Here is a 17463-nt window from a genome sequence, read left to right as displayed (position 1 = left end):
CGGCCACCCTCCCTACCTTCAACAAAAACAACCCCCCCTGACCGCACCACACAGCGAGGGGGCCCCGCCGATCGGCGGGGCCCCCTCGTCTTTGCAACGTCAGCGTCTTCTGCGTGTCAGCGCAGATCGGCCGCGACGATGGACCAGACCTCCAGGTCCACCCGGCCGCTGTGCACGTATCCGGCGTTGCGCAGCAGGCCCTCGTAGGTGAAACCGGCCTTCTCGGCCACCCGGCGCGACGCGGTGTTGCCCGGGGCCACCCGCAGCTCGATGCGCTGGAAGCCGTGCTCCAGCACCAGCGCCAGGGTCAGCGCGTCCACCGCCTCCGGCGCCATGCCCAGCCCGCGGGTGTCCGCGGAGACGGCGTACGAGATCTCGGTGACCCGGCCGACCCAGTCCGTGCGCTTGGTCCACAGGCAGCCGACCAGCCGCTGGTCCTCGCGCCGCACGATGCCGTAGTGGTCGCCCGCCCCGCTGTCGCGGCGCTCCCCCGCCATCTCCGTGCACCACGAGCGCCCGTCGATCTGCCCGAACTCCTTCGGGAACGGCAGCCAGCGCTGCGTCTGCTTGTCCGCGAAGATCTCCGTCACCGGGTCGGCGTCGGCGGCCACCAGCGGGCGCACGTCCAGCCGCGGCGTCTGCACGGTCATCGTCGGAAAGCGGCGCACCGCGACGTTGCCCAGCCCGGCCACGCCGGAATCGGGATTGGCAGACATACGACAAACTCCAGACGTAAGGGCGGCCGCCTCGGCGGAGCACAGAACTGATCCTCGACAGAGCTGATCCTCGGACGAGCGGCCGCTGTCCGAAGCTGCACCATACCCGCTGTGCCATCCGGTCGCCCGAGTGACCGCTCCACCGATCGGCCGTGACAGAACTCACAGCTCAGGGCGTGGGTAAACTGCCCGGGTGCACGCCCTCCTCACCCGCCGCTGGCTGACCGTCTTCGCCGTCGCCCTGCTCGCCTCCTTCGTGATGGTGCTGCTCGGCCGCTGGCAGTGGAGCCGGTACGAGCTGCGCAGCGCGATCAACGACCGGATCGACGCCAGCACGGTGGTCACGCCCGTGCCGGTCACCGACGTGCTGGCCGCCGCCGGCGGCGGCAAGGGCGCGGCCCCGGGTCCAGGGGAGGACCGGGCCTGGACGCGGGTCATCGCCACCGGGCGGTACGACGCCACCCAGGAGATCCTGGTGCGCAACCGCACCGTCGACGGGCAGGTCGGCTACGAGATCCTCACGCCGCTGCTGCTGGCCGACGGCTCGGCCCTGCTGGTCGACCGCGGCTGGGTGCCGCCGCACCCCGACGGCATCACCGCCGCACCGACGTTCCCCGCCGCACCGGGCGGCACCGTCACCGTCGTCGGGCGGGTGCACCTGACCGAGTCCGGCGCGGGCGCCGTCGACCAGCGCAACGGCCACTGGGAGACGCGCCGGGTCAGCGTGCCCGCCATCGCCGACAAGCTGCCCTACCCGGTGCTCGGCGCGTACGTGCTCGCCGACGCCGACACCCCCGGCGCGCAGGGGCTGACCGCGATCGAGGTCGGCCACGAGAACGACTGGCTCAACCTCGGGTACGCGATCCAGTGGTGGATCTTCGCGGCGGGGGCGCTGGTCGGCGTGGCCTACCTGTACCGCAAGGACCAGCGCGAACAGCGCGCCGCAGCCGAGCCCGGCGCGGGCCCGGATCCGGAGTCCCCGCCCGAGCCCGCCGACGCCGCCACCTCCGCCTGACCCCCGACCGTCCGGTGCGGACAGCCGCACCGAAGCGCGTGGCGTCGCCGCGGACACCTGCGGGCGCACCCGCGCGCGTCCGAGGCAGCCGATGCCGTGGACGGGCAACGGCTATCGTGCCGGTGTGACCGACGAGCAGCCCGACCAGCCGCGCCCCGACCTGCCGCCGACCCTGCCGCTGCCGACCGAGCCGATGAAGGCCTTCGGCGCGCGCGCCCGCGCCGAGATGCCCGACGCAGCCCAGGTCCCCGTCGCCGCACCGCCGAGCGAGCCGCCGGCCCCGCCGACCATGCCCGTGGTCTACCTCGCCACCCCGCCGGCCGACCCGACGCAGCCGATCCCGTCCGCACCCGCCGTGGGCTCGGCATCCGTCCCCACCCCGCCGACGGCCCCGATCTCCGCCGCACCCGCTGTGGGATCCGCGCAGGTGTCCACACCACCGCTCGCGCCCACCGCCCCGATCTCCGCCGCACCCGCCGTCGGATCCGCGCAGGTGTCCACACCACCGCTCGCGCCCACCGCCCCGATCTCCGCCGCACCCGCCGTCGGGTCCGCGCAGGTGTCCACTCCCCCGGTCGCGTCGTCGCCGTGGACGCCGCCGGTCGTCGCCGCGCCACCGGCTCCGGTCGCACCCGTGGCACCGCCGGTCACGCCGCCGCCTGTCGCCCCACCGCCCGCGGCGCGTACGACGCAGCCGACGCAGCCCGCGCCGCCGCGGTTGCAGTTGCCGCACACCCCAGCTCCGGCGACCCGGCCCCCGGCCACACCCCCCGGCCGGCCCGCTGCCGGTCCCGGGCCGGTGCTCGTGCAGCTCGGCGAGGTGTCGGTCAGCTCGACCACGATCCACACGCCGTCGGGCGAGATCCCGCTGCGCGGTTCGCAGTGGGCGGTCAGCGATCAGTGGCACTCCCAGCAGCGCATCCCCGCGTGGGCGGTCGTCTGCGCCGTCGTGGGCTTCTTCCTGCTCTGCTTCCTGAGCCTGCTCTTCCTGCTCGCCAAGGAGACCCGGTACACCGGCACGGTCCAGGTCATCATCACCAACGGCCCGCGCCAGTATGTGGTCCGCATCCCGGTCACCGACCAGCGCGTCGTCGCCCACATCCACGCCCAGGTCAACTACGCCCGCTCCCTGGCCGCCCTGTAACGGCGGTTCCGCACCGCCCACGCGGGCACCACGCCGCCAGCACTCCACTGATAGACGCTGGCCTATCTGGATGAGAATTTCGCGATCCAACTCATCCAGATAGGCCAGCGTCTATAAAAAAGAGGTCCCCGCCCGGCGCACGCGGCGCGGGGCGGGGACAGGCGGGACAGGTCAGGCCTTGGCGGCCTCGGCGACGTTGTGCAGGAGCAGGGCCTCGGCGAGGCAGACCCGGGCGAACTCGCCCAGGTGCAGGCTCTCGTTGGGGCCGTGTGCCTTGGCGTGCGGGTCCTCCACACCGGTGACCAGGATGGACGCGCCGGGGAACATCTCCTGGAAGGTGGCGATGAACGGGATCGAGCCGCCGACGCCGATCTCGACCGGCTCGGTGCCGTCCCAGGCCGTCTCGAACGCCGAGCGGGCCGCGTCGAAGTACTTGCCCGTGGCGTCGATCACGCACGGGTTGCCGTCGTGCTCGAACTCGAAGCTGATCTTCGCGCCCCACGGCACGTGCTTCTCCAGGTGTGCCATCAGCGCCTGGTACGCCGACTTCGGGTCGTCGCCGGGGGCGAGCCGCATGCTCAGCTTGGCGCGGGCCGCCGGCACCAGCGCGTTGGGCGCCTCGGCGGTACGCGGGGCGTCGATGCCGAGCACGGCCAGCGCGGGCTTGGTCCACATCCGGTCGACGATGCGGCCGGTGCCGATCAGCTCGACGCCGTCGAGGATGCCCGCCTCGGCGCGGTAGCGGTCCACCGGGTAGTCCAGCGGCGCGGCCTCGCCGCTGACCAGGCCGGGCACCGCGACGTCGCCGTTCTCGTCGTGCAGGGTGGCCAGCAACCGGCACAGCACGGTCAGCGCGTCGGGCACGGCGCCGCCGAACATGCCGCTGTGCACCGCGGACTCCAGCACCTGCACGTCGACGAAGCTGTTCACGATGCCGCGCAGCGAGGTCGTCAGCGCGGGCACGCCGATGTCCCAGTTGCCGGAGTCGGCGATGACGATGACGTCGGCGGCCAGCTCGGCCTTGTGCTTCTCCAGCAGGGCGGGCAGCGAGTCGGAGCCGAACTCCTCCTCGCCCTCGACGAACACGACCACGCCCAGCGGCAGCCGGTCGTCGTCGGTGCCGCAGCCGAACGCGCGCAGCGCCGCGATGTGCGCCATGACGCCGGCCTTGTCGTCGGCGGCGCCGCGGCCGTAGAGGCGGCCGTCGCGCTCGGTCGGCTCGAACGGCTCCGACTCCCACTTGCTCAGGTCGCCGACCGGCTGGACGTCGTGGTGGGCGTAGAGCAGGACGGTCGGCGCGCCGCCCGGGGCGGGGCGGCGGCCGATGACCGCGGGGTGCCCGTCGCCGATCCGGCTGACCTGCACGTCGAGCCCGACGCCGCGCATGAGTTCGGCGACCGCCTGGGCGGAGCGCTCCAGCGGGGCGAAGTCGAAGCCGTCGAAGGCGATACCGGGGATGCGTACGAGCGCCTCGAGGTCGGCCCGTACCCCCGGGAGCTCGCGCTCGATCGCAGCGCGCAGCTCGTCAACAGTGAGGGTCGTCATGAGGATGATCCTGTCACGGCCCCCGGACGACCTGCACGGCGATCGGCCGGTTGGGGCTGGTGCCTCCCGTGTCCGCGCCGGTTCAGCCGACCCCGTCGATGCGCAGGTCGGCCAACGCGGCGGTGCCGTCGGCGGCGAAGTGGATCGACTCGCGCCGCCGCCACTCGCGCAGCGCCGGCTGCATCGCCGGTCCGTCGCGCAGCACGCTGCGGGCGCGGCGCACCGCGGGCGGGGCGTCCACGTACACGGTGAGGCTGGCCCAGGCCCGGCCCTGCTCGCGGGCGCTGCCCACCCCTTCGACGATCACCACCTCGGCGGGCCACACGGTCACCCACTCGGTGCCGAAGCGTTGCAGGTGCCAGTCGTACGGGTGGTAGCCGCCCGGCGCGCCGAGCCTGATCGGTGCGAGCACCTGCCGCTCCAGGCGCGGCCAGTAGGTGAACTGGTCCCGCCAGCCGTCGAGCAGGTCGTCGGTGTGCACCACCGCGACCTGCCGCTCGCCCAGCGCCTGCGCCAGCCGCGCCGCGTGGAAGGTCTTGCCGGCTCCGCTCGGCCCGTCGATCAGCACCAGCCGGCTGCGCCCGAGCCGGGGCGGCGCCGCCAGCAGCCGCGCGACCTCGTCGCGGGCCACCTCGTCACCGGCCACCTCGTCGCGGGCCACCTCGGCGGTCATCCGAGCGACGGCGCGCCGGGCGGCAGGAACGGCAGGCCCACCGGCGCTCCCTTCTCGATCAGCTGCCACAGGCGCTCGGTGTCCAGGTGCTCCTCCACCAGGTCGCCGAGCCGGTCGACGGTCGCCTCGCGTTTCGCGGCGAAGCTCGTCTCCGGCGCGACCTCGAACCCGTGCCGCCCGGCCAGGCCCGCGGCCAGGGTGAGGAAGCGGCGGCGGAACTCGTCGGACTCGAACGCGCCGTGCCAGTGCGTGCCGAACACGTTGCCGGCGGCCGCGCCCTCGGTGTCGCCGTCGGGCAGGGTGATCAGCGACGCCAGCGCTGGATCCCGGTACGCCACCCGCCCGTGATGGATCTCGTAGCCGCGCACGTCGGCGCCGAGCGCCTGCCCGGCCGGCCGGGACAGTATCTTGTCCGGCGCGAACACGATCCGCACCGGCAGCAGCCCGAGTCCGGCCACCTCGCCGCGGCGGCTCTCCACCTCGTCGGCGATCTGCTCGGACAGCATCTGGAAGCCGCCGCAGATGCCCAGCAGCGGCCGCCCGGCGCGGGCGTGCGCGACGACCGCCCGGTCCAGCCCGGTGTCGCGCAGCCAGCGCAGGTCGTCCACGGTCGCCTTGGTGCCGGGCAGCACCACCAGGTCGGCGTCGGCGATCTCGCCCGGCTCGACGGTCAGCCGCACGCTCACCCCGGGCTCGCAGGCCAAAGCCTCGGCGTCGGTGGCGTTGGAGATGTGCGGCAGCCGCACCACGGCGACCCGCAGCCACTCCTGCCCGCGGGCCGGGCCGGGCCGGCCGAGCACCCGCCCGTACGCGAGCGCGTCCTCCGCGTCGAGCCACAGGTCCACATCGAACGGCAGCACGCCGTACACGGTCCGGCCGGTGGCCGCCTCGATCATGTCCACGCCGGGCTGGAGCAGCTCCCGCGAGCCGCGGAACTTGTTGACCACGAACCCGGCGACCAGCGCCTGGTCCTCGGCGTCGAGCAGGGCGACGGTGCCGAACATGGCCGCGAAGACGCCGCCGCGGTCGATGTCGCCGACCACGATCGTGGGCATCCGCCCGTGCCGGGCCAGCCCCATGTTGACGTAGTCGTGGTCCCGGAGGTTGATCTCCGCCGGGCTGCCCGCGCCCTCGCACACCACCACGTCGTACTCGGCGCGAAGCTCGTCGTAGGCGGCGAACGCGGCGCCGGACATGGCCGGCTTCAGCCGCCGGAAGTTCGCCGCGTCGATGGTGTCCACCGCCTGCCCCAGCAGCACGACCTGGCTGGTGTGGTCGCTGCCGGGCTTGAGCAGCACCGGGTTGAACCGCACCTGCGGCTCCTGCCCGCTGGCGACCGCCTGCAGCGCCTGCGCCCGCCCGATCTCGCCGCCGCGGCCCTGCGCGTCGACGACGACCGCCGAGTTGTTCGACATGTTCTGCGCCTTGAACGGGGCCACCCGCACACCGCGGCGGTGCAGCCAGCGGCACACCCCGGCGGTCAGCACGCTCTTGCCGGCGTCGGACGTCGTGCCGGCGATCAAGATCCCGCTCATGCTCCCAGCCTAGGGGAACGCGGTGGACCGCCCGTCATGCCGGAGCGGGGCGACCGGCCTCCCCAGCAAGCCCACCGGTCGCCCCTCCCCTGCACGACATCACCCGCCCGGTGCCGCGCCCGCCGCTACCGCGGGCCGCCGACGCGCGTCCCTACCGCGGACGGCGGGACGGGCGATGCCCCCTCCCAGGGGTCTATGCCGCGACCGGCACCCGCGAGCGGGCTGCCGCCTCGTCCTCGTCGAGGTCGTCGTCATCGTCCTCGTCGTCGGCGTCCTGCTCGCCGGTGACGAGCTCGGCCTGCAGGCCGCCGCCACGCAGCGACGCGATCGCGTCGAGGTCGAACGCCCCGCCGAACGACGCGTCGTCGTCGGCGAAGAGCGGGTCGTTCGGGTCCGGGCCGATCCGCATGTCCGGCGCGGCCTCGGTCTCCTCGCCGGCCACCCGGCTCTCGCCCGTGCCGTCCTCGACCGCACTCGTCGAGGTGCCCGGCTTGGTCCGGGCGAACCGGCCCCGGCCCCGGGACAGGTCATGGCCGACCGCCGCCGCCTCCAGCTCGTACATCACGCGGCGCTGGCCGTCCTCGTCGATCCAGTCCCGGGTGTAGAGGCGGCCGACGACCACCACGGGATCGCCCACCATCACCGAGCTGGCGACGCCCTCGGCGAGCCGTCGCCAGCAGTTGACCCGCACGCGCAGGCTGTTCCCGTCGACCCAGCGGTTGTTGGCCCGGTCCAGCCGCCGGGCCGTGGAGGCCACCTTGAAGTTGGCCACGAGCTGCCCGGACTGGCTGGTGCGCCGCCACTCCGGCGCGGTCAGGACATTACCCACGATCGTGGGTTGCTCTAAACACCCTGACCCGCTTCGGTCAAGATCCCTAGGTACCCGGTCGTGGTCGAGCACCTGGACAACGCCGATTGCGCGGAGCTGAGGCCGGCCGACAACGAAACAAAGGGCGAGCGGATTACCGACCAACCGTGAACGGCCTACTTCGCCGCCGAACTGAAAGCGGTCGTGATCTGATCGCGATGGGTCTGTTCCAGCGGCGGCAGCAGGCTCAGTGCCGCAGCCGCCACGAGGCCGAGCTGCACACCCACGAGCGCATTGCCACTATCGGGGACGCCGGGTAAGTACGGCAGGCTGACAGCGGTGCCGGTGAGTAGAACCGCGGGTAGCAGGCGTCTGGTAAGTCGGAGGAGCCGGGAAGGCTCATCGGCTGCACTGCCGACGGCCTCGATGGGAGTCCAATTGCCGGCGGCCAGCGCGGTGACGGCCTCGGCCAGTTCCACGGTCACCGCGTCGTATTCCGACAGGCCGCTGTCGTGCAGGAGCCGTCGTTGTTGCCGACGGAGGTAGGTGGCGAGGCAGGCGGCCTTGTCCGCGATGTCGCCGCGCAGGTGCCGAGAGAACCCCAGACTGGCCATGGTGGTGACCTCCCATCGAATGAAGTCAGTCATCCAGTCCAACCAGTCCAGAAAGTGAACGCGGCGGCCAGGAGGGCGATTGGAGGCCCGCGCCCGCTCGAAGGTGAGTAGTACGGTGAGCAGCAGAACCGCGGCGTGCTGCGGTGGCAGTAGCCACCCCGCACGCCGTATCGCTCGTGGCCGCAGCAGTCGCGCCCGTGTCGCCAGCAGTGCGGCGAGCCGTGCCACGGTCAGGACGAGGAGCGCCCCGGTCGCCAGCACGCCAGTGCCGAGTGCACGCCACAGCGCCGTGCGGCTGTTTGGCGACCCGGCAAGCCAGACGGACACTAATCCAGCCGAGATGACGGAGGCAGCCAGCGCGAGATGCCAAGCCCGGGTCGTGTGCTGCTGTAGCCCGTACGCGAAGGCGAAGATGGTGCCCACGCACACGTAGCAGGTCAGTGATGCCCAGAACAGCGAATCCGGCGCCCAGAGAACGAGCCCTACCACCGGCGTAGCAACCGCGATGATCGCCGTTACCAGACGCATCGCGGCGTAGAGCCACCAACCGGGCCAGCACGCGAAGGCGGCCCACTGCACCACATGGGTACGCAGGATCGGTCTGAATCGCTGGATAGCCGCGTCGTCGAGGATCGCCGTGTCCTGAAGGTCCGCCTCCCATTGTTCATGCCTGCGTCTGGTTTCGTGCAGCACCCCGATGAAGTAGCGCCGGTTCCATGCATGTCGAAGCTTTACGAACCCGGATTGCGGAACCAACGTGATAGACATCCATCATCTGTCTCAGACGTACCGTTTGATGTCAAGGACCCGCCGACCGCTCACGGGTCGCCCTGCGGCACAACGGATCCGACTGCTGGCGAGGTGCGGCCGGGGCCCGGCCGGGGAGGCCGCCGTATCCGAGCCGGTGCTGGCCGACCGTCTCCAGATGCTCAGCCCCGATGACACCCGACGAAGTCGACCCTCGATGGCCGGTTGATCGCCGAGGGACACTCAGCCAGGGCCATACCGTGTGGCCTAGTGCCAGAACTTTGTCCTGCCGGGGTACTGGCGATGGTTGATCCGCAAGCTTGATCCCAGCGCCATGGTGCCCAGCGCGGCCCCTTGCGGCCGCGTTGACGCCCATAGGGAAAGTTTCGACGGCAAGGCAACTGCTACCTGCGGGTTTGCTCGTCGTCAGCACCGTGCGGGAGATCGTGGGGCGAGCTAAAACACCCCCCGACCTTCTCGGTACGCGCGGGTCAGGGCAGGCCGTGTGGGCCTGCCCTCCCGCGCTGCAGGTCAGGGCCGGTTTAGCCGACAGGTGATTTTAGCGATTGATGCCGTGATCGAAAGCTCATGAATCGCTGTCATTGAAGCGTTGAAATGCTCTGGTATGTTCTTGGGATGACTTCACGAACGCGCATCGCTTACATAACGGTTCTAGTAGCTCTTGTTGGCTTAGGATTGTGGCTTGACCTTCCCGCGTGGGGGGCGGCCTTATTGGGGATAGTTGCGGTTGGGCCTGTTGTAGTCGCCGACCTGGTTAGCTCCCGAAAGGCGCGTGGGCCGAATTGAACGCGTACAGAACCGTGGCCAAGCTGGGTATGCCAGCTTGGCCACGGTTCTAAGCTACGTTGCTAGCTGCAGTTGCTGTAACCAACTGAATTCCAGCCACCGCTAGTCGGGATGATCTTCATCTGATAGCAGGAGCTATTGTTGATGCCGTTGCTGTTGTAGATTGCAGCAGCTGTCTGGAAGACCTTAGGCAGATTAACCGCACCAGCGCTGCATGCCAAGGTGGCGATCGTTCGCAGAATTGGGTGGGGCAGGTAGCTGATCAGCGTGCAGCTAACCGCAATTCCGGTACCAAGAACGTAGACGGCCGAAATTGCGAACGACCGCAGCTCTGAACCCCACATATTGAGGTATACCCCAAGACCGTAGGTGAGCTTTGGGTCCGCCACGACCGGGAACGTCGCACCAGTGAAGTCGGTACGCTGGACCAGTGTGTTCCCTTCTAGGGTATAGGCCGTCCGAAGGACTTTTCCGTTCGCGTCGATCGCCCATGGCGCGGCGATGGTGCCGCCAGCTTTGCCATCGGCGCTTACGATCACGAATCCCCCATTGCTCGGGTGCACAGTTGCACCTGCGGGCAATTCGAGGGCGTAGCGTTGTTCGTTGGCCGCCCTGTTTGTGCGCATGACGGCTAGAACCTGTACCGCGCCCTTGCTGACCCGTACGGCTGAATCAGTGTCGGGTGCCACGCTGCCGAACGTGTGCGTGCCAGCCTTGACCGCGCGGTCGCCCGAATTGCCGGTCGCTTGGAGACGCAGGCTGACCGTCTGACCGCCAGCCGTAACCGACCCGCCTGGCCGATCGCCAAACACGGTTGCCGTTCCGGGCGCACTGACGCTGGCAGACGAGGCTGCCGCCAGGGTGGCGGCGCGAGACACGGCGCGATCGACAACCTGTTCGGTGGCCTGCACTTGCCCAGCGATAGCCGGTGCCTGCGCTAGCGCAACAAACACCGCTACTGCGATTCCCAGCCCTGCGGCTTGGGCCATTCTTGGATACTTCACTGGATCCCCCGATCCAATTTGTTGTGGACCGAATGTCCACGACGGAGCGAAGGTATAAGCCATTTCGACAGACGTCAATAACGCGTAAATATAGAAATTTATCAAGGTCCTGCTGAAGACTTGAGCAAACCTTGAGCGTTGAACGTCGCTACCGGAGAGTAAGGATCTTGCTGATCGTCTCGCGGATCAGATCTTCAGACCGTCAGGCGGATCTGTTGTTGGCGACCGTCTAGTAGAGCCTTTCGGCTAGGACGCCAGGTTGGGCCGTTGTCTTCGCCAGCATCTGGCCCGGCGCTGCATGGCGCGCCAGGTGCATGCGCCCGCTCATTCCCAGCGTTGGAGATGGCGCGTGCCAAAGACTGAGTCTCCTGGCACGCAGTCTGCCCGGACCGGAACGGCACATGGCGGGTTCTTGCCTTATAGCCCCCTCCGCCACGGCCTACAAACCTTATGGAACGGATCACGCCTGTGGCCTCATGATGGTTCGATGCAGACCCTTGGAACGATCTGCCCGAGCTGCCAGCAGCCGTCAGCATCGCGAGTGTTCGGCGCTGTCCAGCCGAGCGGGCATGGCCTGTTCACCGAACCGGTGCTGTACTCCCTCGCCCTGTGTGAGCACTGCTCCCAGCCGTTCCTGACCATGCAGGCGCAAGAGGCCTTCACCGAAGATTGGCTGCCCCCGGTCACTTTGTGGCCGGCTGGCCCAAGGTCATTGAGCGCTGCGATCCCGGCACCAGTCAGGAGAGAACTCGAAGAGGCGCGTACCTGCTTCAACTCGAAGGCCTACATCGCAACGGCAGTCATGGTTGGCCGCGCCCTGGAGGGCTTCTGCATCGATAAGGGTGTGAGCACTAGGCCGCTGAACGCTGCGTTGGAGAAGTTGGCCACCGACGGCATCATCGATCAGAGGCTCGTGGAGTGGGCGCATGGACTTCGGGCGCTTCGGAATGACGGAGCCCACTTCACAGGCGAGCCGATCAGCCTCAACGACGCTCGCGATGCTCTCGAACTAGCCGAGGCTCTGCTCGACTACGTGTACGTCTTCGCTGCGAAGTACGAGGCGTTCAAGGAACGACGTGCTCGGAAGAACGGTGGAACGACTGCCACCTCGTCGTCGCCGGCCACCGCCGAGCGGCCCACTGCCATCCCAGCCGCCGCGGCGACCCACACACAGTAGAGGGCGACCGGCCGTTGCTATCTGCGGGTTCGCCCGTCGTCAGCACCATGCACACGATCGTCGGTCGTTCTAAACAATCCACCCGTACTCGCAGCTAATGCCCTCACTGCGCCTGTTCGTCGGCCAGCTTCCGCTCGATGTTGCCGAGGTTGCCCAGGGTGCGGGCGACCTCGGGGTGGTCAGGGCCGTAAGCGGCCTCGAAGATGGCCAGGGCGCGCTGCTGGGTGGCCCGGGCCGCGGCGAGCTCACCCAGCGCCCGCTCGACGATGCCGAGGTTGCCCAGGATGGTGGCGACCTGAGGATGGTCGGGGCCGTAAGCGGCCTCGAAGATGGCCAGGGCGCGCTGCTGGGTGGCGCGGGCCGCGGCGAGCTCACCCAGCGCCCGCTCGACGATGCCGAGGTTGCCCAGGGTGGTGGCGACCTGGGGATGGTCGGGGCCGTACGCGGCCTCGAAGATGGCCCAGACACGCTGCATAGTGGCGCGGGCCGCGGCGAGCTCACCCAGCGCCCGCTCGATGTTGCCGAGGTTGCCCAGGGTGATGGCGACCTCGGGATGGTCGGGGCCGTAGACCGCCTCCTTGATGGCCAGAGCGCGCTGCTGGGTGGCGCGAGCCGCGGCGAGCTCACCCAGCTCCCACTCGATGTTGCCGAGGTTGCCCAGGGTGGTGGCGACCTGGGGATGGTCGGGGCCGTACGCGGCCTCGAAGATGGCCCAGACACGCTGCATAGTGGCGCGGGCCGCGGCGAGCTCACCCAGCTCGCGCTCGATGTTGCCGAGGTTGCCGAGGATGGTGGCGACCTCGGGGTGGTTAGGGCCGTACGCAGCCTCGGAGATTCCCAGGGCGCGCTGCTGGGTGGCGCGGGCCGTAGCAAGCTCACCCAACTGCTGCTCGACGATGCCGAGGTTGCCCAGGGTGCGGGCGACCTCGGGGTGGTTAGGGCCGTACGCAGCCTCGGAGATTCCCAGGGCGCGCTGCTGGGTGGCGCGGGCCGTAGCAAGCTCACCCAACTGCTGCTCGACGACGCCGAGGTTGCCCAGAGTGGTGGCGACCTGGGGATGGTCGGGGCCGTAGACCGCCTCCTTGATGGCCAGGGCGCGCTGCAGGGTGGTGCGGGCCGACGCGTACTCGGCCCGGCCATACAAATACGAGCCGAGAGTCCCTAGCGCATTCGCGGTGGCCGGATTTTCTGCTGCCGTGGCTGCGGCTGTGGTCACGTGCGCGGCTAGGTCTGCCATCACCGGCCACATAGCGGGCTCCCACGACCGTTCAGGTGCCAGCTCGTTCAACAGTTCGATTGCCTGACTGGCCCAGCGGTCGTGCTGGTCGGTGTCTAGGGCGGTGAGCTGGTGGCGGGTGACCTCGCCCACCAGCCGGTGCACCCGCACCCTGTCGTCGTCGACCCGAATCGCCAGCGCGGTACCGATCAGAGCACCGATAACCTGCTCCCGCCCGAACTGCGACCCGCACGCCTGCCGAAGGTCTCCGGCGACGTCTTCAGCCAGCGATTCGGGTCGCGACAGCAGCAGGCTGAGGTTGATGTCGTCGGGGTCGAGGAACGCGCACAGCCGTAGCAGCTGCAGCGCCGCAGGCGACCGCTCCGCCAGCCACCCGTAGTGGATCAGCCAGGTCGTGGCGACACTGGCCGGGTAGCCACCCAGGCCGTGCGCCAGTAGTGCGCCGGCCGCCTGCCGGTCGCGGAACAACTCCAGATATCGGCTGACTGACAAGCCGCCGTGTTGGGCCATGTACGCGGCAGCCTGCGCCAAAGCGAGGGGCAGATGTCCCAGCAGTTTCGCCAGCTCTGCCACCTGCGGGCCGGTTTCCCCGGTCTGCTGCGTCAGGTACACCCCCGACTCCTGTGGGGTGAACTGCTCCACCGACAGCGACACCGCGGCCAAGCCCCGCCAGTCCAACCACCGGCTCGTGACCAACACGTGCCCGGGACCGGTCGGCAGCCAAGCCCTGACGCTGTCGGCATCCACGGCGTTGTCGAACACCACCAGCCAGCGGCCCCGCTCAGCCAGCTCGGCCCGTACCCCGGCAACTACCTGCTCCTGATCGGCCACCACCGGCACATCCAACCCCGGCCCGAGAGCGGCCAAGTCCTCGGCGATCGTCAACGCCGACTCCGCCCGCACCCACCACGCCACCTCATACCTGCCCATGGCCCAGCCGCGGTGGGCGACTTCCAGGGCGATCTGGGTCTTGCCGATCCCGCCCATGCCCTTGACCGCGACCACCGCCACCGGCCCTGCCGCCAGACCCTGCTCGACCTGACGCAGCAGATCTTCACGGCCGCTGAAGTCCGGATTGCGGGCAGGCAGGTTGAACACCGGAGACGGGACAGAGGGGGGCTCCGGCGGCTGGTGGATCGTCTGGTTAATGGTGACCGAGCCGCCCGAGATCTGACCGGCCGCGACCCCGACGCTGCCGCCCGACACGGCCACCCGCGGCCCGTCCTCACGCACAGCGGCGGGCTCGTTGGCGTCGTCGTCCTCCTCTGTGCGCAGCTCCCACCAGAACACCGCGAACGTGCCCAGCGCCGCCGCCACGGTCGCGCCGACAACCCACCACCACGGCTCAGCCTGCACCCATGCCAACGGCCCCGGCCAAGCGCCCTTCGTCTCGGTCCCCGCGTTCACCGCCACCGCGACGATCGTCGCCACCGGAGCCGACCACAACGCCAACACCGCCGGCACCAACAATCGCCGCGCTCTAGCGCCCGAACGCCCAGACCGAGAACCCACCACACCAACATCTCAACCCAGCACAACATCAACGGGCATCAACGCAACGGGCCGGACCTCCAACCCGACCGTGCCGTTATCAAGCACGGCCAGCCGACCCCTTGTCAGATACGTGCGCAAGATCGTTGGATGACCTGAATGACCCACCATCTGTCGCAGGTATTGCCTGGCTAGTCCTGTTCGCTGGCCAGCTGCCGTTCGACGACGCCGAGGTTGGTCAGGGTACCGGCGACATGGGGGTGGTCGGGCCCGTGAAAAGCCTCGAAGATGGCCAGGGCGCGCTGCAGATGGGCGCGGGCAGCCGTCAGATCACCAAGCTGGTATTCGACGATGCCGAGATTGCTTAGGGTGATGGCGACCTGGGGGTGGTCGGGCCCGTATGCGGCCTCTTTGATGGTCAGGGCGCGCTGCTGATGGGCACGGGCAGCCGCTAGATCACCTAGCTGCCGTTCGACGATGCCGAGGTTAGTCAGGGTCTGGGCGATGTCAGGGTGGTCGGGCCCGTACGCGGCCTCTTCGATGGTCAGGGCGCGCTGCTGATGGGCACGGGCAGCCGCTAGATCACCTAGCTGCTCTTCGACGATGCCGAGGTTGGTCAGGGTCTGGGCGATGTCAGGGTGGTCGGGCCCGTACGCGGCCTCTTCGATGGTCAGGGCGCGCTGCTGATGGGCACGGGCAGCCGCTAGATTACCCAGATTTTGTTCGACGTTGCCGAGATTGCCCAGGGTGCGGGCGACCTCGGGGTGGTCGGCCCCGTGCACGGCCTCTTCGATGGCCAGGGCGCGCTGCTGATGGGCACGAGCCGCCGCGTACTCGGCCCGGATTTCGAGGTACTGCCCGAGCCTGCCTAACACTGTCGCGGTGTTGGCAGCGGCGGGCGCCAGGTCTGTGGCCGCGGCCACGTGCGAGGCCAGATCGACCATTACCGGCCATGCTGATGGCTCCCACGGCCGCTCAGGCGTCAGCTGGACTAGGAGGTCGACGGCGAGCCCTGCCCAGCGTTCCGGCAAATCGCTGCCATGCTCGGCGAGTTGGTGACGGGTTACCTCGCCCACCAGCCGGTGCACCCGCACCCGGTCATCACCGACCCTCGTTGCCAACGCCGTACCTAGTAGAGCCCCGGCAGCCTGCTCCCAATCGAACTGAGACCCGCAAGCGCGCTTCAGGTCACCGGCGAGGTCACCGGCCAGAACCTCAGGCTGCGACAGCAGCAGGGCCAGGTTGATGTCGTCGGGGTCCAGGAACGAGCACAACCGCAGCAGTTGCAAGGCAGCTGGCGCATGTTGCTCCAGCCACTCGAAATGGATCAACCATGTCGTCGCGACGCTCGCCGGGTAGCCGCCCAGACCTTCCGCCAACAGATCACCAGCGCCTCGCCGATCGCGGTATAGCGCCAGGTATCGCTGTACCGACAGTCGGCCGTGGCGCTCCATGTAAGCGGCGGCCTGCGCCAGCGCCAACGGTAGGTGCCCTAGCGCTTGTGCCAGCTCCGCCACCGTGGGGCCCGTCTCGCCGGTTCGCTGTCTCAGATACGTGCTCGACTCCTCTGGGGTGAACAGGTCCACCCGCAGTGATACCGCCAAGCCACTCCAGTCCAGCGATCGGCTCGTGATCAGCACGTGCCCTGGACCCGCCGGCAGCCAATCCCGCACACCAGCCGCGTCTGGGGCGTTGTCGAACACCAGCAGCCAGTCATTGCGCTTCGTCAGCGCAGCACGGACTCCGGTGACCACCCGCTCCTGGTCGGCGACCACCGGCACACCCAGACCCGGTGCCAGTGCGGCCAGGTCCTCGGCGATCGTCAGCGCTGACTCGGCTCGCACCCACCACGCCACCTCGTACCGGCCGACCGCCCAGCCACGGTGCGCCAGTTCCAAGGCCAGCTGCGTCTTGCCTATGCCACCCATGCCCTGCACCGCGACGACCGCCACGGGCCCAGCACCCAGGATCCGTTCGACCTCGCATCGCAGATCCTCGCGGCCGGAGAAGTCAGGGTTACGGCCCGGCAGGTTGACCGTCATCCCCAGCAGCCCAGGGGCAAATTGAGTCGGAGGTGACGGATGAATGTGCTGGACGACATGCTGCTGGGCGACGTTCTGCTGGTTGACCGTGACTGTGCCGCCCGACACCAGTCCGGCCACTCCCGCGGTACCGCCCGACACGACGAGGGCGGGCGCACCACCGTCGGCCCCAGCTGGTTCGTTGGCGTTGTTGGTGTGCTCCATCCGCAACTGCCATAGGTACGTCAGGAACGTCGTCAGCGCGGCTACTGCAGTCAGTCCGGCCGTCCACCGCCACGGATGCGCCTGCACCCACCCCAGAGGCCCCGGCCAACCTGACTCCACATCGGTGGCCGCATTCACAGCCACCGCGGCCAGCGTCGCTACCGGAGCCGACCACAACGCCAGCAATAACGGCACCCACCAACGCCTCACAGCACCTGAACGCCCCGACCCGCCAGAACCCACCACCACAACATCTCAACCGACCACAACATCAACCAACATCAACGCAACGGATCGGATCGGCCGCCCAAAGGGACCGCTTCCACTTGCAGGTCACGGCAATGTCAGTCACCGATCCATGATCGTTGGATGGCGTAAACACACCGAGGTCCCAGGCGGGGAGGGGTACCCGTACCAGTCGTACCAGTCGTACCGGAGCAGGTCAGATGCGGTACGGGATCTTGGCTGGTACGGCTTGAGTCGTACCATTGCTGCGGTGGGTTCGCAGAGGTGCTGTCGACGGGTCTGCCGTTGCAGCAGGTGGCATTGCGGCGGATCGCGTTGACGGATAAGCCGCCACACCGGACCACCGTTGAGGTCCACAGCTCGGGACACGGCATCCCGGCCTCACAAGCCATGGTCATCGACAGGCTGTGGACAACCCCACGCCTCAGGCCATCAAGACCTCGTACCGGGACTCGAAC

General features: G+C 69.2%; 12 protein-coding genes. 3 read left to right on the top strand and 9 right to left on the bottom strand.

Annotated elements, in window-relative coordinates:
• Positions 1-116: 116 nt before the first annotated feature.
• The gene (locus tag F9C41_RS26830; RefSeq protein WP_144125229.1) at positions 117-716 is read right to left on the bottom strand and encodes a GNAT family N-acetyltransferase; all 600 of its coding nucleotides are present in this window, start codon (positions 714-716) and stop codon (positions 117-119) included.
• 193 nt (positions 717-909) lie between these two features.
• Here F9C41_RS26830 and F9C41_RS26825 point away from each other — a divergent pair, with 193 nt between their 5' ends.
• Positions 910-1731 (top strand): SURF1 family cytochrome oxidase biogenesis protein, encoded by an 822-nt coding sequence (locus F9C41_RS26825; protein WP_230690041.1) that lies wholly within the window; start codon positions 910-912, stop codon positions 1729-1731.
• A gap of 124 nt (positions 1732-1855) precedes the next feature.
• Positions 1856-2875 carry a hypothetical protein gene (locus F9C41_RS26820; protein WP_230690040.1) on the top strand — a complete coding sequence of 340 codons (1020 nt, stop codon included), beginning with the start codon at positions 1856-1858 and terminating at the stop codon, positions 2873-2875.
• 171 nt (positions 2876-3046) lie between these two features.
• Here the strand turns inward: F9C41_RS26820 and F9C41_RS26815 are convergent, their stop codons facing one another.
• From F9C41_RS26815 to F9C41_RS26790, 6 genes are all read right to left on the bottom strand, one after another.
• Complete coding sequence (locus F9C41_RS26815) at positions 3047-4420, bottom strand: dipeptidase (protein ID WP_155389617.1); 1374 nt, start codon at positions 4418-4420, stop codon at positions 3047-3049.
• Positions 4421-4502: 82 nt separating this feature from the next.
• Positions 4503-5093: a uridine kinase family protein gene (locus F9C41_RS26810; protein WP_196279967.1), complete on the bottom strand. Its 591-nt coding sequence runs from the start codon at positions 5091-5093 to the stop codon at positions 4503-4505.
• Positions 5090-6628: a cobyric acid synthase gene (locus tag F9C41_RS26805; RefSeq protein ID WP_155389616.1), complete on the bottom strand. Its 1539-nt coding sequence runs from the start codon at positions 6626-6628 to the stop codon at positions 5090-5092. The genes F9C41_RS26810 and F9C41_RS26805 overlap by 4 nt, the downstream gene beginning before the upstream one ends.
• Before the next feature lie 193 nt (positions 6629-6821).
• Positions 6822-7460 (bottom strand): single-stranded DNA-binding protein, encoded by a 639-nt coding sequence (locus F9C41_RS26800; protein WP_230690056.1) that lies wholly within the window; start codon positions 7458-7460, stop codon positions 6822-6824.
• Positions 7461-7612: 152 nt separating this feature from the next.
• Positions 7613-8818: a hypothetical protein gene (locus F9C41_RS26795; protein WP_155389614.1), complete on the bottom strand. Its 1206-nt coding sequence runs from the start codon at positions 8816-8818 to the stop codon at positions 7613-7615.
• Between the two features lie 848 nt (positions 8819-9666).
• Complete coding sequence (locus tag F9C41_RS26790) at positions 9667-10515, bottom strand: hypothetical protein (RefSeq protein WP_155389613.1); 849 nt, start codon at positions 10513-10515, stop codon at positions 9667-9669.
• Positions 10516-11095: 580 nt separating this feature from the next.
• On the opposite strand from F9C41_RS26790, the gene F9C41_RS26785 reads away from it, so the two are divergent.
• The gene (locus F9C41_RS26785; protein WP_196279966.1) at positions 11096-11785 is read left to right on the top strand and encodes a DUF4145 domain-containing protein; all 690 of its coding nucleotides are present in this window, start codon (positions 11096-11098) and stop codon (positions 11783-11785) included.
• A 103-nt stretch (positions 11786-11888) separates the two neighbouring features.
• On the opposite strand, the gene fxsT (F9C41_RS26780) is transcribed toward F9C41_RS26785, so the two are convergent.
• Both fxsT (F9C41_RS26780) and fxsT (F9C41_RS26775) read right to left on the bottom strand, forming a co-directional pair.
• Positions 11889-14486 carry an FxSxx-COOH system tetratricopeptide repeat protein gene (fxsT, locus tag F9C41_RS26780; RefSeq protein ID WP_230690055.1) on the bottom strand — a complete coding sequence of 866 codons (2598 nt, stop codon included), beginning with the start codon at positions 14484-14486 and terminating at the stop codon, positions 11889-11891.
• A 218-nt stretch (positions 14487-14704) separates the two neighbouring features.
• On the bottom strand, positions 14705-16954 hold the full coding sequence (gene fxsT, locus F9C41_RS26775) for an FxSxx-COOH system tetratricopeptide repeat protein (protein ID WP_155389610.1): 2250 nt from the start codon (positions 16952-16954) through the stop codon (positions 14705-14707).
• Positions 16955-17463: the final 509 nt, after the last annotated feature.

Origin of the sequence: Catellatospora paridis, assembly GCF_009720365.1 — a bacterium.
GTDB lineage: Bacteria > Actinomycetota > Actinomycetes > Mycobacteriales > Micromonosporaceae > Catellatospora > Catellatospora paridis.
This window is presented reverse-complemented; position numbering and strand designations above follow the sequence as displayed.